The organism is Halopelagius fulvigenes (assembly GCF_042662625.1).
GTDB classification, from domain to species: Archaea; Halobacteriota; Halobacteria; order Halobacteriales; family Haloferacaceae; genus Halopelagius; species Halopelagius fulvigenes.
The window spans coordinates 188,511-205,671 of record NZ_JBHSXH010000004.1 but is presented as its reverse complement, the minus strand read 5'-3'; the positions used below and the strand labels follow the sequence as shown (position 1 = coordinate 205,671).

Sequence of the window (17,161 nt, the reverse complement as noted above, 5' to 3'; positions counted from 1 at the left end):
CGGAGGGTGCACCGGGAACCGATGCACGCTCGGAACGCGGCTAGGTACGCCACGCTGGTGTTAGCCGCGGGAATCTGGTTTCTGAGTAAGTTCCTCCGGTACGCGTTTCCGCCCCTCTTCGAGACGATGCAGGCGAGTTACGGCATCTCGAACGCGGAGGTGGGGACGATATACACCGGTCTCATGGTCGTGTACGCGTCGTTGCAGTTCCCGTCGGGGATGCTCTCGGACCGGTTCGGATCCGTCCGCGTCGTCGTCGGCGGCGCTCTGTTGGCCTCCCTCGGGTCGTTCGTCCTCGCGTTCAACTCGCCCGCCGCGGTACTCGCGGCGGCGGCCGTCCTCATCGGCGCGGGGACCGGCGCGCACAAGACCGTCGCCGTGGGGATTCTCTCTCGGGTGTACCCCGACCGAACCGGGCGCGTGCTGGGCACGTACGACACGTTCGGGGCGTACGGCGGCGTCGGCGCGTCCGTGGTGGTCACGCTGTTTCTGGTCGCTCCGCCGACGCTGGACGTCCTGTTCTCGCGGTTACCCGGTGCGACGTGGCGCGGGGTCTTCCTCCTGTCCGGCGTCGTCGGCGTCGCCCTCGCGGGAGCGTTCGCGCGGTACGTCCCCCGGCAGTTGTCGGCGTCGTCCGTGGTGAAGTCGGACTCCGAGGAGACGCCCGCCGCCTCTGAGTACGTCCGCCAGTTCTCCAACCCCGCCTTCACCGCGTTCATCCTCGTGACGGTCCTCTTCTCGTTTTCGTACAACGGCGCGGTGGCGTTCTTCCCGTTGTACCTCTCGGAGGTGGCCGAGTTGGAGACGACGACGGTGAACCTCCTGTACTCGGCGCTGTTCGCGGTGAGCATCGTCCAAGTGCTCACTGGCGACGTGAGCGACCGGACGGGTCGGCTTCCCATCGTCGTCGTCACCATCTCCATGGCGGCGACCGCGCTTCTCGGAGTTATCGTCTTCGCGGACGCGGGCGCGGTCGTTCTCGGGGCCGTCGTCGTCACCTTCGCCCTCGGGAGTCACGGCTTTCGTCCGGTTCGGGGCGTCTACCTCGTCGAGATACTCCCCGACCGAATCGCCGCCGGCGGGTTCGGCATCGTCCGGACGCTTCTGATGGGTGCCGGCGCGGCGTCGCCGACCGTCGTGGGATTCGTCGCGGACGGGTTCGGCTTCCGCACCGCGTTCGCCCTCCTCTCGGCGTCGTTGGTCGGCGCAGCGGTCGTCGCAATCGGTCTGCTCCTCCTTGATGCTCACTAGTCAAAATCAGCGCGTAGCAGGCAACTCCATTACACGCCTATAACTGTAACAGATGCCGTCTTCCTACGAGTACGTGATGTTCACCTCGACCATCTTGGACGCGCGCTGGAGCAAATTCGGAAGTTCCTCTCTGAACCGTTCGCCGTTGAGCCGACGAGTAGGTCCCGCCACGGTCAACGCGCCGAGTAACTCACCGGTCTCTCGGTTCTGGATCGGGGTCCCAACGCCTCTCATGCCGTCGACTCGCTCTTCGTCGTCGAACGCGATACCGGTCTCGCGTATTTCGGCCAGTTCCCGCTCCAGTTTGTCGGGATCAGTAATCGTCTGCTCCGTCTTCGCCGGGAGTCCGTACTCGTCGATGACCGCCTTTCTCCGTTCCTCGGGGAGGTGTGCGAGTATCGCCTTTCCTGCGCCCGTACAGTGGAGGTACAGGCGGATTCCGAGACGTGCGTCCGTTCGGACGGCCTGATCGGTACGGTCGTAGTAGAGGTAGACCGCCTGTCCGTTCTCTTCGACGGCGACCGCCGCGGACTCTCCGGTTTCCTCCGCCAGTTCGTTCACCACGGACTTCGTCACGGGGTAGACGAGTTGCCTGCTGAGAGCGCTCGACGCGAGGCGGAGCGTTTTCAGGCTGACGCTGTACGAGCGGTCCGCCTTTACGACGTAGCCGCACTCACGGAACGTGTCGAGGTGGCGGTGGACGGTACTCTTCGGGTGACCGCTCGCCTCCGCAATCTCCGAGATACCCGCCGTTCCCTCGTCCTGTAGCGCCTCCAGTATCTCTAGCGCTGTAACGACCGACTTCATCGGTGCATTGGTATCGGTGCTCATTGATTGTCTGCTCTATTGCAGGCATTCTTCAAAAAGATTGTTCTACGACTCGGGATTCTCGTTCCATGATATGGAAAAGACTCGCCGCTTACAGAAACCATAATAATTGATGTAGTACGTTCTCCCCTTTCGAGGGACGGGTGGAACGAACGTTCCACGATGTGGAATTCTGCCAACTATTCCGTTCTGTATGGTGATTATATTGACAGCACTTTGGACGTTGGAAGCGCCGACCGAATGAGACAGAATTCGCCTAGACGGTCTCTTCGTAGATATTTCCCGCAGAACCGTCCAGGGTGACTCCGAAGACACTTCAGGAACTGTCGGAAAACATACTCTAGCGTTCGTCTATATCTTCGATAGTTATTTATAGTGATAGTCTAGAGTTTGTCCTGGTGTGACACGCCAATGAGTATGATAGGTGCAATCGGGATCCTAGTAGTGTTTGCGATATTCGGCATCCTCATGATGACCGAGTTAGTGCCGACGTTCGTCGCACTCGCTGCAATGGCTCTCGGGATCGCGGCGGTCGGTGGTTTAGGCTACGAACAGATACTGAACGACGTCATCGTGGATGGGTCGACACGATTGAGTGCAGCCTTCGTTGCGGTCTTCTTCGGTGCTGCCCTCGGGGCGATCGTCGAGCAAACCGGCATCGCGGAAGACCTGGTGAAATCGGCTGCCGAACTCGGCGGCGACAGTCCGTTCATGGTCGCGATACTGCTATACCTCGCGGTGGCAGTCATCTCTACGAGCATCTCCGGCCTCGGAGCGTTCATCATGATCGCGACCATCGTGTTCCCGATCATGGTGAGCATCGGTTTCCCCCGGAAAGCCGCCGCCGGAATCGTCTTACTCGGGTACGCGAACGGTGTGATGTTCAACCCCGCGAACTGGGTTTTCTACGCCGACGTGACGGGGATCAACCTCCAGAGCGTGATGGTCTGGGCGCTTCCGACGGGCGGGGCCGCGCTTCTCGCCGGCCTCGGGTACATCACGTTCCAGACGCGGACGTCCTCCCTCCAAGCCACCTGGGCGATGGAGGCGGGAGTTGAGTCGGAGGAGACCACCTCTCAGTTCAAATCGAACGTTCCGACGTACGCGCTCCTGTCACCGGTGATTCCGGTCGGCCTCGTCGTCGTCGGTCTCCCGGTCCTCCCGGCGTTCGTCGTCGGCATCCTCTTCGCCGCCGTCGCGAGCAAACCGGGTCTCGAAGGTCTCAAGAACCCCGGACAGACGCTCAATCAGGTGACCCACGCGTTCCACGAGGGAATCTCCAACGCTGCGCCGGCCATCGCGCTGATGGTCGCCATCGGGTGGCTCCTCAAAGCTGTCTTCGCCGAATCCGTCGCGACGACGATGGAACCCCTCCTCTCGGCGATTATTCCCGATAGTATGGTCCTGTACGCGGCGATGTTCATCCTCCTCGCACCGCTGGCGCTCTACCGGGGCCCGCTCAACCTGTGGGGCCTGGGGAGCGGTATCATCGGGGTTCTCGCCGCTATCGGCGTCAACCCCGCGTTGATAACCACGACTGCGGTGAGTGCGCTTCGCGTCCAAGCCCCCGCGGATCCGACGAACACGCACAACGCGTGGACCGCCGACGAGATGGGCGTCAACGTCAACACCATCACGAAGAGCGTCCTGCCGTTCGCGTGGATAACCGCAGCCGCAGGAATTATCGCCTCCGTCTACCTCTTCGGAGCCTAACGAACGATGACCAAGATACGAGTCGGAATCGACGTTGGCGGGACGTTCACTGACGCTGTCGCCGTCGACAGCGAATCGCTCGAACTCCTGGAGCAAGTCAAAGTCCCCACGACGCACGATGCGGACGAGGGGGTCGCCGCAGGGATCGTCCAAGCGGCCTCACAGATCCTCGAAAACATCAACGCGACGCCCGAGGACGTCGTGTTCCTCGCTCACGGAACGACGCAGGCGACGAACGCCCTCCTCGAGGGCGACGTGGCGAAAGTCGGCGTCATCGGCATGGGGAAAGGACTGAAGGGACGCCGCGGAAGGACGGAGACGAACGTCGACGACATCGACCTGAAGAACGACCAGGTCATCGAGACGACGCACGCCTTCGTCTCGCTCAGCGACGGGTTCCCGGAAGCAGAGGTCAGAGAAACGCTCGCTCGGTTCGAGGAGGAAGATGTGGAAGCGGTCGTCGCGAGCCAAGTGTTCGGCGTCGACGACCCCCGCATGGAAGAACGAGTCTGCGAACTCGCCCGCGACGAGGGGTTCGCAGCTATCGGGGCGAACGTCGTCTCGAAGCGGTACGGACTGAAGGTCCGGACGCGGACGGCCGTCGTGAACGCGAGCATCCTACCTCGGATGATGGAGACGTCGCGGTCCACCGCGGCGGGCATCGAGGGAATGGGCGTCACCTCCCCCTTGATGATCATGCGTTCGGACGGCGGCGTGATGGAGATAGACGAGATGCGCCGGCGACCGATACAGACCATCCTGTCCGGTCCGGCCGCCGGGGTCGCCGGTGCGCTGATGTACGAGAACGTCACCGACGGCATCTTCATCGAGGTCGGCGGAACGTCGAGCGACATCAGCGTCATCGAGAAGGGACAGCCGAAGTGGAAGCCCGCAGAGATCGGTAACCACACGACGTTCCTCGAGACGCTCGACATCCGTACGGAAGGGGTCGCCGGCGGGTCGATGATACGAATCGAAGACGGCGACGTCGTCGCGTCGGGCCCCCGGAGCGCACACATCGCGGACCTCCCGTACGCGGTGTACGCGGACCCCGAAGATATCACGGACCCGAAACTCGTCCGCGTCCGTCCGAAGGACGGCGACCCCGAGTACGTCGCCGTCGAGACGGCCGACGGCGACCGGTACGCCGTCACTCCGAGCGGTGCGGCGAACCTGCTCGGATTGGTCGACGAGGACATGTACGCGTCGGGGAACCCGGAGGCTGCGAGACGCGCGTTCGAGCCGGTCGCGGCCGAACTCGGAACGGACGTCGAGTCGGCCGCAGAGCGCGTCCTCGAGGTGAGCGCGCAGAAGATCAAGCCGGTCATCGAGAACATCATCGACGAGTACGACCTGAACCCGAACCTGCTCGAACTCGTCGGCGGCGGCGGCGGGAGCGCAGCGCTCCTTCCGTACCTCGCGGAGACGACGGACTACGACGTCCACTTGGCCGTGAACCACGAGACCATCAGCACTATCGGCGTCGCCCTCGCTATGGTCCGAGACGTGGTCGAGCGGAACGTGATGAACCCCTCGGAGGAGGAAATCGAACACCTCCGGCGCGAAGCGGTCGACTCCGTTATCGGAATGGGCGCGAATCAAGAGACCGTCGAGGCGAAAGTCGAGTACGACGCGTCTCGGAACCTCCTTCGTGCGGAAGCCGAGGGGTCGACAGAGCTCCAGACCCGTGACCTCTCGCAAGGGGCGGTCAGTCCCGACGAGCGTCTGGAAGCGGCCGCCGCCGCCTTAGACGCAGACCCCGACCAGATAGACGGCGGTGCGTCCACCGCCGGTCTCCACGTGTACGTCGCCGACGAGACGACGAAACGGCTCTTCGGCCTGCTCTCGAAGACGAAGTCGAAGACGACGATAGTCGACAACGCCGGCGTCGTCAAGATGAAACTCGAAGACGCGGCCGTGTACGAAACACGCGGGGAATCGCTCGAGCGAACGGTCGAACGCGTGCTGAACAGAGAGTCCGTGTTCAGTAACTCGTCGACGAAGCTCCCCAACATCTACATCGCGCGCGGGAACCGCCTCGTCGATATCAGCGGGATGTCGACGCGTGAGCAGGTTCTCTCGTTAGTGGACATCGAACTCGAAGACGTCGAACCGGACGAGGAGCTAGTCATCCTCGCGGAGAAGCCATGAGCTTCGGAGAGACGCTTCGGTCCCGTCGGGGGGAGCAATCGACCGACCGTGAAGCACGACGGTTCGGCGAGGCGAAGGCCGGCGAACTCCGCACGGCGCACGGCACGGATAACGTGTGGGAACTGGCCGCGAACGAAGGCGTCACGATAAGACGCAGCGAGTGGAGCGGCGTCGACCGACTGCGCCTCTTCGGGACGTACGCCGACGGCGTCATCACGCTTTACGACGCCCAGATCCCGGTTCTCGCGGAACGCCTCGGCGTTTCGGAGTCGCTCGCAACCGAACTCGTGCTGGCGCACGAACTAGGCCACCACGTGCTCGACGTCTCAGCGGTGGAGCGGACTCCACGGTCACCGTTGCGCGAGGCCCTCTCGTCGTGGTTCGGAGGCTCTGCCGACGAACGAGAACTGGAAGAACGGGCGGCACAGTGGTTCGCCGTAGAACTCCTCGGAGACCGGCTTCCGGATACGGCCCGTCGGAAACTGCGTCGCGGAGTCGGAGACATCGAATAATACATGACGTACAACATGGACACTCACACAGTAGAGGGAGAAACGTACGCCACCGTCGTCGTCGGCGGGTCGGCGGGAGGAATCGCGACTGCGGTGCGAGCCGCACGAGAAGGCGCGCCGACGCTGTTGATAACGTACAACCAACACCTCGGCGGGATGATGGCGGGAGGCTTGAGTTACACCGACACGCTGGTGATGAAACCTCGCTCGCCGATTCTCGACGAGTTCTTCGAGGCCGTTCGAGAACACTACGCGACGACCTACGGGAGAGACTCCCAACAGTACGAGTACTGCGAAGACGGGTACATCTTCGAACCCCGCGTCGCGGAGGAGACGTTCGAGACGTTCGTCGACGACGAAGACGACCTGACCGTCGTTCGCGGGTATCACCCCGTTTCGGCGGACCGGTCGAACGACACGGTGAACGCGGTCACGTTCGAGTCGTTCGACGGCGACCGGTCGTTCACCACCGAGGGGTCGGTGTTCGTCGACGCCACGTACGAAGGTGACCTCTTGGCTGCAGTGGGCGTCTCCTACCGAGTGGGCCGCGAACCGCGGTCGGCGTACGACGAACAGTTCGCCGGTCGAATATTCACCGGTATCCGCAGTGACCGGTACTATCCCCGGGAGGCGGTCGGACACGCGGACGATAGCGCGCCGATGGACCGGCGAGGGCCGCTCCACGTTCCGGAGGAGAAGCGCCGCGGGAGCCTCGATTTAGTTCCGCATCCGGCAGGGCTGACGGAGATATTCCCCGGAAGCGACGGACGCGGCGATAACGCCATCCAAGCGTACAACTATCGGCTCTGTCTCGCGCGCGACCCCGAGAACCGACGCCTCCCGGAGCGACCGGAAAGCTACGATCGCGAGGAGTTCATCGAAGAACTTCCGCACGTCCGCGAGTCGGGCCTCCGGTCGTACCTGACGCTCCGGTACCTCCCGAACGACAAAGCCGACATGAACGCGGCCGACCTTCCCGGGGAGAACTACGACTACCCGGAGGGGTCGTGGGAGAGGCGCGACGAGATAGCAGAGAGACACCGCGAACACGCCCTCGGGCTTCTGTACTTCCTCCAGAACGACGAGGAGGTTCCGGACGAAATCCGGTCGGACGCCCGAGAGTGGGGACTCGCCGCCGACGAGTTCGAGGATAACGACAACTTCCCGTGGCAGTTCTACGTCCGCGAGGCGCGCCGTCTCGACGGTCGGTACACGTTCTCCGAAGGAGACGCTCGATTGGCACCGGCTCTCAGTCGGACGCCCGTGCACGCCGACGCCATCGCGTACGCCGAGTATCCGCTCGATTCCCACGCGTGCCGCGACGTCCGCCGGGCGGGCGGTGAGCCCGAAGGGTTCTTCTACGCGTCGCAGGTGACCCGGCCGTCCCAGATTCCGTACCGTGCGCTCCTCCCGAAGGACGTGGACAACCTGCTCGTTCCCGTTCCGCTCTCGTCGACCCACGTCGCATACGGGACCATCAGACTCGAACCGACGTGGATGCACATCGGCGAGGCCGCCGGGTTCGCCGCATCGCTCGCACACGAACACGATGTCGCTCCCGCCTCGCTCGACGTGGATGCGCTCCAGCGACGCCTCGCCGTCGCGGACCACTCGCTGTCGTTCTTCAACGATGTCGACGCGGAGACGGACGAACCGTGGGCGCCGGCGGTCCAGTACTTCTCGACGAAGGGGTTCTTCGAGTCCTACGACGCTCGTCCCGACGACGTGCTCGAATCGTCGGTGGCGAGAACGTGGGTCGATGCAGCCGCAGCGCTCGCAGAGGGCGGAGCGTACGATGCGACCGAGCGTGCGTCCGCGGTGGATAGCGAAGCGTCTTCCACTCCAGTACGGCGGGGAGAGTTCGTCGAGATGCTTCGGTCGGCGTTCGACGATGTCGGCGGACTGGAGAGTGGCGAGAGCGACGACGAACTGACTCGCGGCGAGGCGTGTCAACTCCTTTGGGACGCCCTCGTTTCCGAGGTGCAGGACTCGCCCGAGGACGCCGAACGCCTACGTTCGAGACTGGTTGACTCGGAGGCTTCAGGTCCGACGTGAACCCCTCTCTGATAGCCTCCGGCTGACGAGTACGTCCACATTCGGTTCAGCGATCGACTCGCCGGAACGCCCTTGCCGTGCCTGTCTCGTCGAATACCAACCATTACGCTCGTTCGCGTCCGTATTCGAGACACAGCCACCGACGAAAGCGGGGAATCGGAAAATCCTGATGCGGCCTTAGAAACTTATCTGCGCGGGAGAGGACGCCCTTCGGAACGTTGCAGTTCAGTCGCTCCTCGGCGGTGCCTCGTTCATCGCGTCTGTTCGAGGAGGCCCTTCGTGTAGCCGACGGCGAAGAGCCTGCCCTTCGGGTGGACAGCATACCGTTAACGGATATCCTCCAGGAAGATGTCAACGGGGAAAGAATTAACTGGGCAGGGATTACCTCTAGATGTGGGCCGTGTTAGCGCCCCACTAAGGTAGCCTCAGCCATGCAAGAGAAATTCGACCTCGAACGGAGAACAGTGTTACAATCACTCGGAGTCCTCTCTGGAAGTGGGCTCGGACTCGGTACGTCGGTGACGGAAGTTGCATCTGCGTACGATCATACCAATCCGGGTTCTGCGGACCTCGCAGAGAGTGATTCCGTCACAGACATCGACTATTCGAATCAGGGACTGGCCTTCGACCCCGGCGCACAGAGTTACTCTCCAGGAGACGAGTTCATCTTCCCATCCCTCATCGAGACGTCGAACATCGCCGATCCGTTAGGGAAGTACCACTTGTACTGCGCTCCTCACGGTACCTCCGAGACGAAAGACGGTGAGACGATCGGCGTCGCCCTGTTCTACTCGGACACGCTCGGTGACGGTTCGTGGTCGGAGTACGCCGGAAACCCTATCATCGACCCGTCGGACTTCAGCGGCGTCTCTCACATCTCGTCACCGCACGCCATCTACGCCGACGAATACGGGAAAGTGCTGCTCTACGCCCACGGTAACAACGACACGACCCGATGGTGGTACTGCTCAGGTGATGACGGAGCCACGTTCGACTACGGCGGCGTCGCAGTAGACACGTCGATGTACTCCGGGTCGTCAGAAACCTCCTACGCGCGCGTCTACAACTACTCGATTCCCGACCGGTCGAACAGTTACACGATGTTCTTCATGGATAACCAGAGCGGGAATCGTCACATTCGACTCGCGACGTCCGACGACGGGAAGAACTGGACCGTCGACCCGAACGAAGTCGTCACTCCGCAACCGGAACACGAGGGGAACGTCTCCGGTCCCTTCTTCTTCCGATACGCCGGGTCCTACTGCCTCGCCTTCCACGCCTCGGACGGTAACCAATGGGTCGCGGAGGTGGGCGAGAACATAGACAAAGAGAATCACCTCGGGACGTTCAATCAGGCGACGAGCGGAGAACCGGACAACGGCCGATGTAGTTCGCCGTTCCTGATAAGAGACGAGAGTGGCCAGCCGTGGATGTACTACGAGTCCGACGATAGACTCGACGCTGCGATCGGTGTCGAGAAATTGACCGACTCCGACGATGCGGCTAATTTGAGTCTCTTCGACCTCTCGTAACCCACCGTCGGGTAACTGGGTTTGGCGATGAATCGTCCTACGGTATTCCAATCTTTTCCTCCTTTCATCACGTACCCGCTTTGGGCCTTCGTAGGTGTTATCATAATTATAGAAACTGGCTCTCTACTGTAGCGGCTAATACCACTGCTCTCCAGCTCACAGAAGTCTAAAACCGCGTTCATAGCGTAGGACACGGCTAACGCTGGAAATAAGCCATGCATCAAAACCATCCTCCGAGGTTGGGAACCTCCGGTGGCGGTCATTTCATATAGCACCATAGGATTCATTCGGTCCTTGATCTCGCTGTATTGCACGATATCGCGCGTTTCGGACGCCAAAACTGGGGAACCAGATATCGCCAATTCCACATTTCCTTATAATAAGCCAAAGTGGAACGCTCTGAACATCGAATACTAATCATAGGGCCCCTCTATACCTTGAAATCAGCGTGTACCCACCCCGACACTATTAATACACCATATGGCGCTATACAGAATATTAATGCCGGAGGTGTATACGTCTCGTAGAGCGTTACCACTCACAAAAGGTGGACCGCATTAGTGTAGAGATCTAATCAGGTGTTATCAGTGCTGAGCAAATCAGTTCGACACACTCTCTATCTATGAGAGTCGCATATAATCTGTCTCATTACCGTCACTGACTTTCAACAGGAAGTTGATGGCTGCAAGATGTCGTGCGACAAAAATCAGATATCCTTACAATCCTTGTGGAGAAGGCAGTAGGGGTGTCGTCGGGGCACATAGTATCGAAGACAAGGTACAGCGATGTGAATGGATTAGTACCAAACCGTTCAAAATCCTGTCTTAGTGTTTCTTTGACTTAGCCGTAGAATATTAGCGGCAGGTCCATTACTTACTCTGTCACTCTCACATCTTCAAACGTACTGTCAAAATGAATTGCTCCACTATATATCTCGGAGTAGAGAAAAATTCTTATGAAGATATAATAACACAAAAAAGAAATTGTGTTCGAATCTAGTTGTTTGGTTAGGCGACTGGATAAATGGGGGTGGAAGGCCCACAGGGGGCAATAGACTGATCACAGTAATCAACGATACATTCTGCGACCTCCTCACAAGCACCACTAATTTTCATTAACATAACCCTACCTCCACAGAGTGAGGCTATTGCAGCGAGACATGCCACAAATGGTGCCGGACCACCTAGTCCAGTAATGACACAAGCCTCCCCTGCTAGACCACAATAGAAAGACGAGTCCATCAAGTCGTATGCGCAGACATGGAATGGAGCGCCCTTACACGAATCTGGCGTTTTAGCGGCCATCGTTGAGAACCCATCAGAGGAGCTCACAGAAGCTCCTATTTGTTTTTCGTGTAAAATCTCTTCAGTACTCCTATCGATAATTACTACTGACGAGTCCGTTTTACCTTTGTAGTAAATATTCGATTCATTTTCAATCACAGATACGTTACTAACCTCTCCACCAACAATCTTAGCAACTAATGCTTCTTCATCCCCCGTAGCTGTCCTTGCATACATTGCAGTGTCAGGCGTGCCAATAATAAATTGGGATTTGCCTTTAGCGGGTGGTGCGTTGGTAATCTTCTTAATCCAGCCTTTGTTGGACTTCTTCTTAACTGCTAAAATTGCTTGTACAACAGTGCCGTTCTGTATTACCAGCCCAAGGATACCGACGTTAGTTTCATACCGAATTCCATGGGCTATAGTCTCACCTCCGTACTTTACTCGAGATTCTTCCGCCTGCTCATCCAGATTAATTTTTCCACTCTTATTCTCATTATTTCTCTTCCTAATATTGAATCCAGTCCCGATTTTTTCTGAGATATTTTGAACTGGCTTAGTTTGAATATACTTTTCAGTCTCTGCCCGCGTTGTATCTCGGCTTTCTGCAGTAAGATCACCCGCTTGAGCGGTTAAGCTAAACCCACTTGTTGCGCTAGCTACACCAATCGCCTTGAGGAGGTCTCGTTTCCTCATAGAGATGAAGTTATTCTATAATAATATAAATATCACTAATCCTACATTTAAATATCTAATAGTTATATCACTGGTCAGGTGATTGGTTTTTGCTGCTCGTAAATACAAGCATTACTACTATCCATCCAAAAATTAGGTAAGGCACAAAGTCTAGACGGTAATAGATTCCAATGTGGAAGGGTCCCGGTACCAAAAGAGGAAGGAACACGAGATACGCAATGATCATCGCCAGCGTTGCAGCAACAGTAAATTTCGTCACTTCATCCATATATTGTCGATAGCTCCTATTACTCTCAGGGGGGCTTCATTGTATAAATGTACTGGTGATATTTCTTCGTTGAGTCCTACTAAACCATAATCAATTAAGCAAATAGATCCTGACGGTCACCACTGCAAGCGCTCGTTGTGAGCGTTGGGTGATGTCCATTGTGTTCAACGGCAGTATAGTCATCGAAAGAATAATTATCCAACTAATCGATTTCTCATCTTGATGAAGGTGGACATAATCAGAATACTTCGTCAGCCAGAATATACCGGTGAAAATCGATGCGAACCTTGCACAGTATTGAACTTAATCATTGCAGGACTTTTTAGTTCGGCAATTGCCTGGAAATCGAAGATTGGAGGTGTCACTACCTTTGGTGTCTCAGTAGGACTAATCTATCTTTGTGGATATCTTGTTCCTGGAACACCTAGATTAACAAAGCAGTACCTTCCACAAGCAGTACTTCGATGGTTTGGTAAAGAACTCGAATTCGAGACGCTGAACGGCCTCAACACAGCATCCGCACCTACGAATAACACGAATAGTCAGTCATCGCAGGTAGCATCCCATGACCCGGGTACTATGACTGAAAAGATTGATCCCCACAAATACCTACTCACAGAGAGGATCCTTAAGCCATGTACTGACCAGGACGATCTCTGTCTCACAGAGATATTTAAAGAAGAATGGAACGAGAAGATGGTAGAGTTGGCTACCGAGAATCTGGATGGGGGTAAGGGAGCTTCGGCTCTTGAACTAGAGGCGAAAGGAGACTCGTTCGAAATTGAGCAGTACGGAGACGCCTGGACATTAGTATCCGATTCACAGATTCTCGGACAATGGCCTTCTCATGCAGCACTCCTCGCCGACATCGCGGCTGCGCACGTACTGGATAAGCGGTCTGACCAATGGAATGAGCTTGCTTCATCCCAGAAAGGACAGATCCTCACTGGACTTCGGCTATTTTTGGAACATTGTCCTGGCAGTAAAGGGCCTGTAAGCTTGAATCAGAAGACGGTGGAATCGTGTTGTTCCTCCTACGAGGTAATTACGTATTCTTGTGATGAAACAGGAGAACGACTCTTTGAGCAGCCCCTTGAGTAGACCTGAGACCTAGTCGAAGTCAGCACGATTTTTCGTCCTACCTCAATTTGCCTTGGCATTCAGCACCTTCAAAATTAGAAACTAAGACTGCGACGGTTGATGGGGTTATGATAGTGGACAGACGAAAAGAGAAAACCAGATCACTTCGATGCCAGCTCTGATCGCCCATCTATTCTGTAGCTCTCCTGATCCTCCTTAGAGTGCGGATTTCAGGATAGGCTCTACTGGTCACCACCAGATGAACCTCGAAACGAGATGGTAGTCTAGTACTCCATTTCTTCGCCAAGGGAAGTCACTGATTACCGTTACACCTGGCGACAGGTCGAACTTTCTCGATTCTCCTATCTGTGCGACTAAATTGATTGTAGCTATTTCAATAAATCTGAGCAGGCGACCATTACAGTTCTATTATTGTAACTCCGGGATATTCTATAGGTAGGATGAGGCTCTAATTCGACTGGAATCCGACATGGCGGGGTAGTCGGGGTCGGTCCTGACATGACCGTCTGAACCACACCAAATGCCCTGACTGATTGAGACATTTCCGAACACGCTTACTACCGATTTTCTAACAAATTTTGGCTGTATGCAAGGCACGCATCAGTTTCATCCTTTAATATGGCTTATGCGATTGTCTGAGCCTCTGGCGTTACAGTACTATTACTGTAACGGTAGAAAATATAATTCGAATTCTTATATTCCGGTATAACTGGAATCTCATTGCAATCGGTAGAAGACGACGGAACTGAGAGGGACACAGCATCACGTCTAACAAATTTAGGACCATAGGTGCGACCGCAATTTTTGATTTATGAGGACGGAACCTGTTGGGGAACAAGTGGCGCGTTGGCAGACGAATTGAGGCGCCACACGAAACAGAGCTAGATTTCTCCGTGAGGCAGAGATCGTCTTGATCAGCACACGGCTCGAAGTTGAGATACTGAAGAGCGTAGATGGGACGGTTCTATCCTGAGCCGGATACCCCATCCAAAGAATGATTATCCAGTCATGCCTTTTGCACCTTGTATGAAGGTAGACATAGTTGAGATACTCCATCAACCAGAATATACTGATGAAAACCGGTGTGAACCGTGTACAGTACTGAATTTAGTCATCGCAGGGATCGCCGGATCTGCTATCGCTCGGAAATCAAAACTCGGAGGTGCGGCGGCGTTTGGAGCCTCAGTTGGTCTGATCTATCTCCGGGGGTACTTGGTCCCCGGAACGCCAACGCTAACGAAGCGGTATCTCCCATCGGCTGTCCTTCGTTGGTTCGGCAAGGAACCAGAGTTGGAAACTCGAGGTGGCCTTGGCAGTGTACCAAGTGAGACAACGAGTGCAAATGAACAGCCATCGAAAGCAATGACCTCTGATTCGGAGACGTCAACCGAGGAAATTGATCCTCATGATTTCCTGCTCACCGAGGATGTTCTCGAGCCCTGTGAGAACCGCGATGATCTCTGTATTAGTGAGAGCTACAGCAAACGGTGGAATGCAGAGATAGTCGATTTAACTGAGAAGGATCTAGACGTGGATGAAGCTGTTTCCATCCTTGGAGTCCAGATGGAGGGTGAAACGTTCGAAATAGAGCAGTATGGAGAAGCTTGGGCGTTAGTAACTGGTTCACAGACTATCGGGCAGTGGCCTTCTCAGGGAGCGCTCTTAGCGGACGTTGGAGCCGCACGCGTATTGGAAGAGTGGTCCGATGAATGGGATAACCTTGTACCGGCACAGAGAGGGCAGATCCTCAATGGGCTTCGATTGTTCTTAGAGCGATGTCCAGGCAGTGAGGGTTCGGTAAGTATAAGCCAAGAAACAGTAGAATCATGCTGCTCCTCTCACGAGGTAATCACAGTATCCTGTGATAAAACAGGAGAGCGACTCTTCGAGCAGCAATTGAACGAAGTATAGTACAACACACTCGAACCAGTTTTTAGTATAGCTTCGGTAGCTCTATTGGAATCACCAGCCACGCTTGAATCGGTATGTAGTGGGCTATCAGATGAAAATTATCCCGGTGCCGAGTTTGCCACGCAGCTTCTCGAATCGGCCGTGGAGATGCTGTTCAATAGCTTCCCCCGTTTCAAGGGCCGTGGTTAGTTAAGGATGAAGAGTGAGGCGGTGTGATTTCTTGCTGATTCTTGGCAGAAATCGACTGCCCACAGGAGATTGGGACTGGGTTGATTAGGAAGTCGACATGGAAATCGGAACGCTATCGAGCGAATTTTCTGTGAACTCAAACGGCGCACCTCCTCGTTCTCAAACTATTTCAGCCACGTAGAGCCTCAAACCGCTGAACACTGGCTCCAAGCATTTGCTGCCTGGTCCAGTGCTCCAAATTAAACACGACAGTTCTCGCATGGCAAACTAGTGAATCCGGTTCTCCTCGTAATCAGGGAGTACGGATAGTCGATGGAAAACAAGAGATCGAGGTATTCGCAGATCTACGTATCTCTAGTGCTTTGGAAGTCTGTTCAGCTGTAACATAATTTCCCAAGAGAAATTCGGTGTGAACACAACCCATCAAATTCGTCCTACTGCTCCTATGAGGTCCCCTCCGTCACCGTTTATGCTCATTTCACTCTAGAATTTATAACTCCAAAGGAAATGTAGAGGAGCAACACCAACGATAGTAGTAGCTGTATCGCTGTCAAAATCTGATTATTATATCTCCCCATCACTAAGTTGTAGCCTGTTAAGAACGATATGTAGAGTAAGGCTACTACTGAAAATATTGCAAGTCGACGATTTGAACTAGCCCAGTCAACGATATCCTCAGTCATGTACTAGACAATGCACGCCACAATATTAAATCTTTCATACACATATATCTGGTCACCTTACTGTCAGCATGAAAACATCTATATACATTGAACAATAATGTGTCTATATGCGTCCTAACAGACGTGAAATACTAAGAAGTATGGCAACTGCATCGCTTAGCATAAGTGTACTCGGTAGTACTACCGCTGTTGGAACCGACAGTGATGGGAATAACTGGGAGTTTGAACAACTAAAAGGTGATGAGCGGGAGAAGGCTATTGCACAATTTAACGAGAACCCCCAAGTTCGGGAGCTTCTACGCTTCGCTAGAAAGCAGGAATGGCAACCAAACATGGGTGAGGCTCGAGCCGTCAAGACTGTTGGTCCAGATGTAGAGAAAGTTTCGGTGACTGTCGGATTCGAAACCTCTGCAAATAGAGAAGAGAATGTCTTCATGGGGTGGGAATCGTCAGCTGATCTGGAAACAACACTTTACTATTATTCAAGCGAATTCGACAACGACGGCAAAAAATATACTCAAACAGTCTATACTGTTAATGATTCTGGAGAAATAGTGTCTGAAAGCAAGGATGTTACAGATGTGTTGAATAGTGTCACGTCTGTGTCGGGAGACGGAGTGGTAAAAAAAGCTTCAGAGGAGGAGAATGGGATCTCAATAGCGGCCTCAGATGGCTGTTATAGAGAATGTAGATCTTATGTTTGTGACTCATATAATCTCGAGTGTATTGGCCAGCTCGTGTTCATGGGAGTAATTTCGCTTGGCACTTGTTTAGGATGCGGTACAATTGACATCACGAAAGCGAGCTGTTTGGTGTGCTTCGGTTCGCTTGGAACAACCAGTCTTTCACCATTTACTTGCCATCTTGGAGACAACTGTTCAACTCGGTACGTCTGTGTAACTCGTTCCCAGTACCGTCATAGTCGATACAATGACACCGGTTGTCGCGCACCATAGAACCAAGATTAAATTATAGAATCTAACTTGTT

General features: G+C 55.5%; 12 protein-coding genes and 1 pseudogene. 10 read left to right on the top strand and 3 right to left on the bottom strand.

Annotation, left to right across the window (positions count from 1 at the left end; genetic code table 11):
- Positions 1-21: 21 nt before the first annotated feature.
- Positions 22-1,251 carry an MFS transporter gene (locus tag ACFQEV_RS01480; RefSeq protein WP_379692129.1) on the top strand — a complete coding sequence of 410 codons (1,230 nt, stop codon included), beginning with the start codon at positions 22-24 and terminating at the stop codon, positions 1,249-1,251.
- Between the two features lie 63 nt (positions 1,252-1,314).
- On the opposite strand, the gene ACFQEV_RS01475 is transcribed toward ACFQEV_RS01480, so the two are convergent.
- Positions 1,315-2,082 (bottom strand): IclR family transcriptional regulator, encoded by a 768-nt coding sequence (locus tag ACFQEV_RS01475; RefSeq protein ID WP_379692128.1) that lies wholly within the window; start codon positions 2,080-2,082, stop codon positions 1,315-1,317.
- Between the two features lie 414 nt (positions 2,083-2,496).
- On the opposite strand from ACFQEV_RS01475, the gene ACFQEV_RS01470 reads away from it, so the two are divergent.
- The 5 genes from ACFQEV_RS01470 (at position 2,497) to ACFQEV_RS01450 (ending at position 10,042) form a co-directional block, all read left to right on the top strand.
- Positions 2,497-3,792 (top strand): citrate transporter, encoded by a 1,296-nt coding sequence (locus ACFQEV_RS01470; protein WP_379692127.1) that lies wholly within the window; start codon positions 2,497-2,499, stop codon positions 3,790-3,792.
- Between the two features lie 6 nt (positions 3,793-3,798).
- A complete protein-coding gene (locus ACFQEV_RS01465) occupies positions 3,799-5,943 on the top strand; it encodes a hydantoinase/oxoprolinase family protein (RefSeq protein ID WP_379692126.1) in 2,145 nt (714 codons plus the stop codon).
- Positions 5,940-6,455 (top strand): ImmA/IrrE family metallo-endopeptidase, encoded by a 516-nt coding sequence (locus ACFQEV_RS01460; RefSeq protein ID WP_379692125.1) that lies wholly within the window; start codon positions 5,940-5,942, stop codon positions 6,453-6,455. The genes ACFQEV_RS01465 and ACFQEV_RS01460 overlap by 4 nt, the downstream gene beginning before the upstream one ends.
- Positions 6,456-6,470: 15 nt before the next feature.
- Positions 6,471-8,510: an FAD-dependent oxidoreductase gene (locus tag ACFQEV_RS01455; protein ID WP_379692124.1), complete on the top strand. Its 2,040-nt coding sequence runs from the start codon at positions 6,471-6,473 to the stop codon at positions 8,508-8,510.
- Positions 8,511-9,028: 518 nt separating this feature from the next.
- Positions 9,029-10,042, top strand: coding sequence for a hypothetical protein (locus ACFQEV_RS01450; protein ID WP_379692123.1), 1,014 nt, complete (start codon positions 9,029-9,031; stop codon positions 10,040-10,042).
- Between the two features lie 1,007 nt (positions 10,043-11,049).
- Here the strand turns inward: ACFQEV_RS01450 and ACFQEV_RS01445 are convergent.
- Complete coding sequence (locus ACFQEV_RS01445; RefSeq protein ID WP_379692122.1) at positions 11,050-12,021, bottom strand: hypothetical protein; 972 nt, start codon at positions 12,019-12,021, stop codon at positions 11,050-11,052.
- A gap of 490 nt (positions 12,022-12,511) precedes the next feature.
- Here ACFQEV_RS01445 and ACFQEV_RS01440 point away from each other — a divergent pair, with 490 nt between their 5' ends.
- The 3 genes and pseudogenes from ACFQEV_RS01440 to ACFQEV_RS01430 all read left to right on the top strand — a co-directional run.
- Positions 12,512-13,390, top strand: coding sequence for a DUF8054 domain-containing protein (locus ACFQEV_RS01440; protein WP_379692121.1), 879 nt, complete (start codon positions 12,512-12,514; stop codon positions 13,388-13,390).
- Between the two features lie 1,026 nt (positions 13,391-14,416).
- Positions 14,417-15,301 carry a DUF8054 domain-containing protein gene (locus tag ACFQEV_RS01435; protein WP_379692120.1) on the top strand — a complete coding sequence of 295 codons (885 nt, stop codon included), beginning with the start codon at positions 14,417-14,419 and terminating at the stop codon, positions 15,299-15,301.
- Between the two features lie 282 nt (positions 15,302-15,583).
- Positions 15,584-15,733 (top strand): annotated as a pseudogene (locus tag ACFQEV_RS01430) (IS6 family transposase); the annotation flags it as partial.
- Positions 15,734-15,963: 230 nt separating this feature from the next.
- On the opposite strand, the gene ACFQEV_RS01425 reads toward ACFQEV_RS01430, so the two are convergent.
- Complete coding sequence (locus ACFQEV_RS01425; protein ID WP_379692119.1) at positions 15,964-16,173, bottom strand: hypothetical protein; 210 nt, start codon at positions 16,171-16,173, stop codon at positions 15,964-15,966.
- Positions 16,174-16,313: 140 nt separating this feature from the next.
- Here ACFQEV_RS01425 and ACFQEV_RS01420 point away from each other — a divergent pair, with 140 nt between their 5' ends.
- The gene (locus tag ACFQEV_RS01420; protein ID WP_379692118.1) at positions 16,314-17,129 is read left to right on the top strand and encodes a hypothetical protein; all 816 of its coding nucleotides are present in this window, start codon (positions 16,314-16,316) and stop codon (positions 17,127-17,129) included.
- Positions 17,130-17,161: the final 32 nt, after the last annotated feature.

Excerpts from the sequence above, each read along its gene's own strand:
- ACFQEV_RS01480 (WP_379692129.1), top strand. The coding sequence starts at position 22 with ATGCACGCTCGGAACGCGGCTAGGTACGCCACGCTGGTGTTAGCCGCG.
- ACFQEV_RS01475 (WP_379692128.1), bottom strand. The coding sequence starts at position 2,082 with ATGAGCACCGATACCAATGCACCGATGAAGTCGGTCGTTACAGCGCTA.
- ACFQEV_RS01470 (WP_379692127.1), top strand. The coding sequence starts at position 2,497 with ATGATAGGTGCAATCGGGATCCTAGTAGTGTTTGCGATATTCGGCATC.
- ACFQEV_RS01465 (WP_379692126.1), top strand. The coding sequence starts at position 3,799 with ATGACCAAGATACGAGTCGGAATCGACGTTGGCGGGACGTTCACTGAC.
- ACFQEV_RS01460 (WP_379692125.1), top strand. The coding sequence starts at position 5,940 with ATGAGCTTCGGAGAGACGCTTCGGTCCCGTCGGGGGGAGCAATCGACC.
- ACFQEV_RS01455 (WP_379692124.1), top strand. The coding sequence starts at position 6,471 with ATGGACACTCACACAGTAGAGGGAGAAACGTACGCCACCGTCGTCGTC.
- ACFQEV_RS01445 (WP_379692122.1), bottom strand. The coding sequence starts at position 12,021 with ATGAGGAAACGAGACCTCCTCAAGGCGATTGGTGTAGCTAGCGCAACA.
- ACFQEV_RS01440 (WP_379692121.1), top strand. The coding sequence starts at position 12,512 with ATGAAGGTGGACATAATCAGAATACTTCGTCAGCCAGAATATACCGGT.
- ACFQEV_RS01435 (WP_379692120.1), top strand. The coding sequence starts at position 14,417 with ATGAAGGTAGACATAGTTGAGATACTCCATCAACCAGAATATACTGAT.
- ACFQEV_RS01425 (WP_379692119.1), bottom strand. The coding sequence starts at position 16,173 with ATGACTGAGGATATCGTTGACTGGGCTAGTTCAAATCGTCGACTTGCA.
- ACFQEV_RS01420 (WP_379692118.1), top strand. The coding sequence starts at position 16,314 with ATGGCAACTGCATCGCTTAGCATAAGTGTACTCGGTAGTACTACCGCT.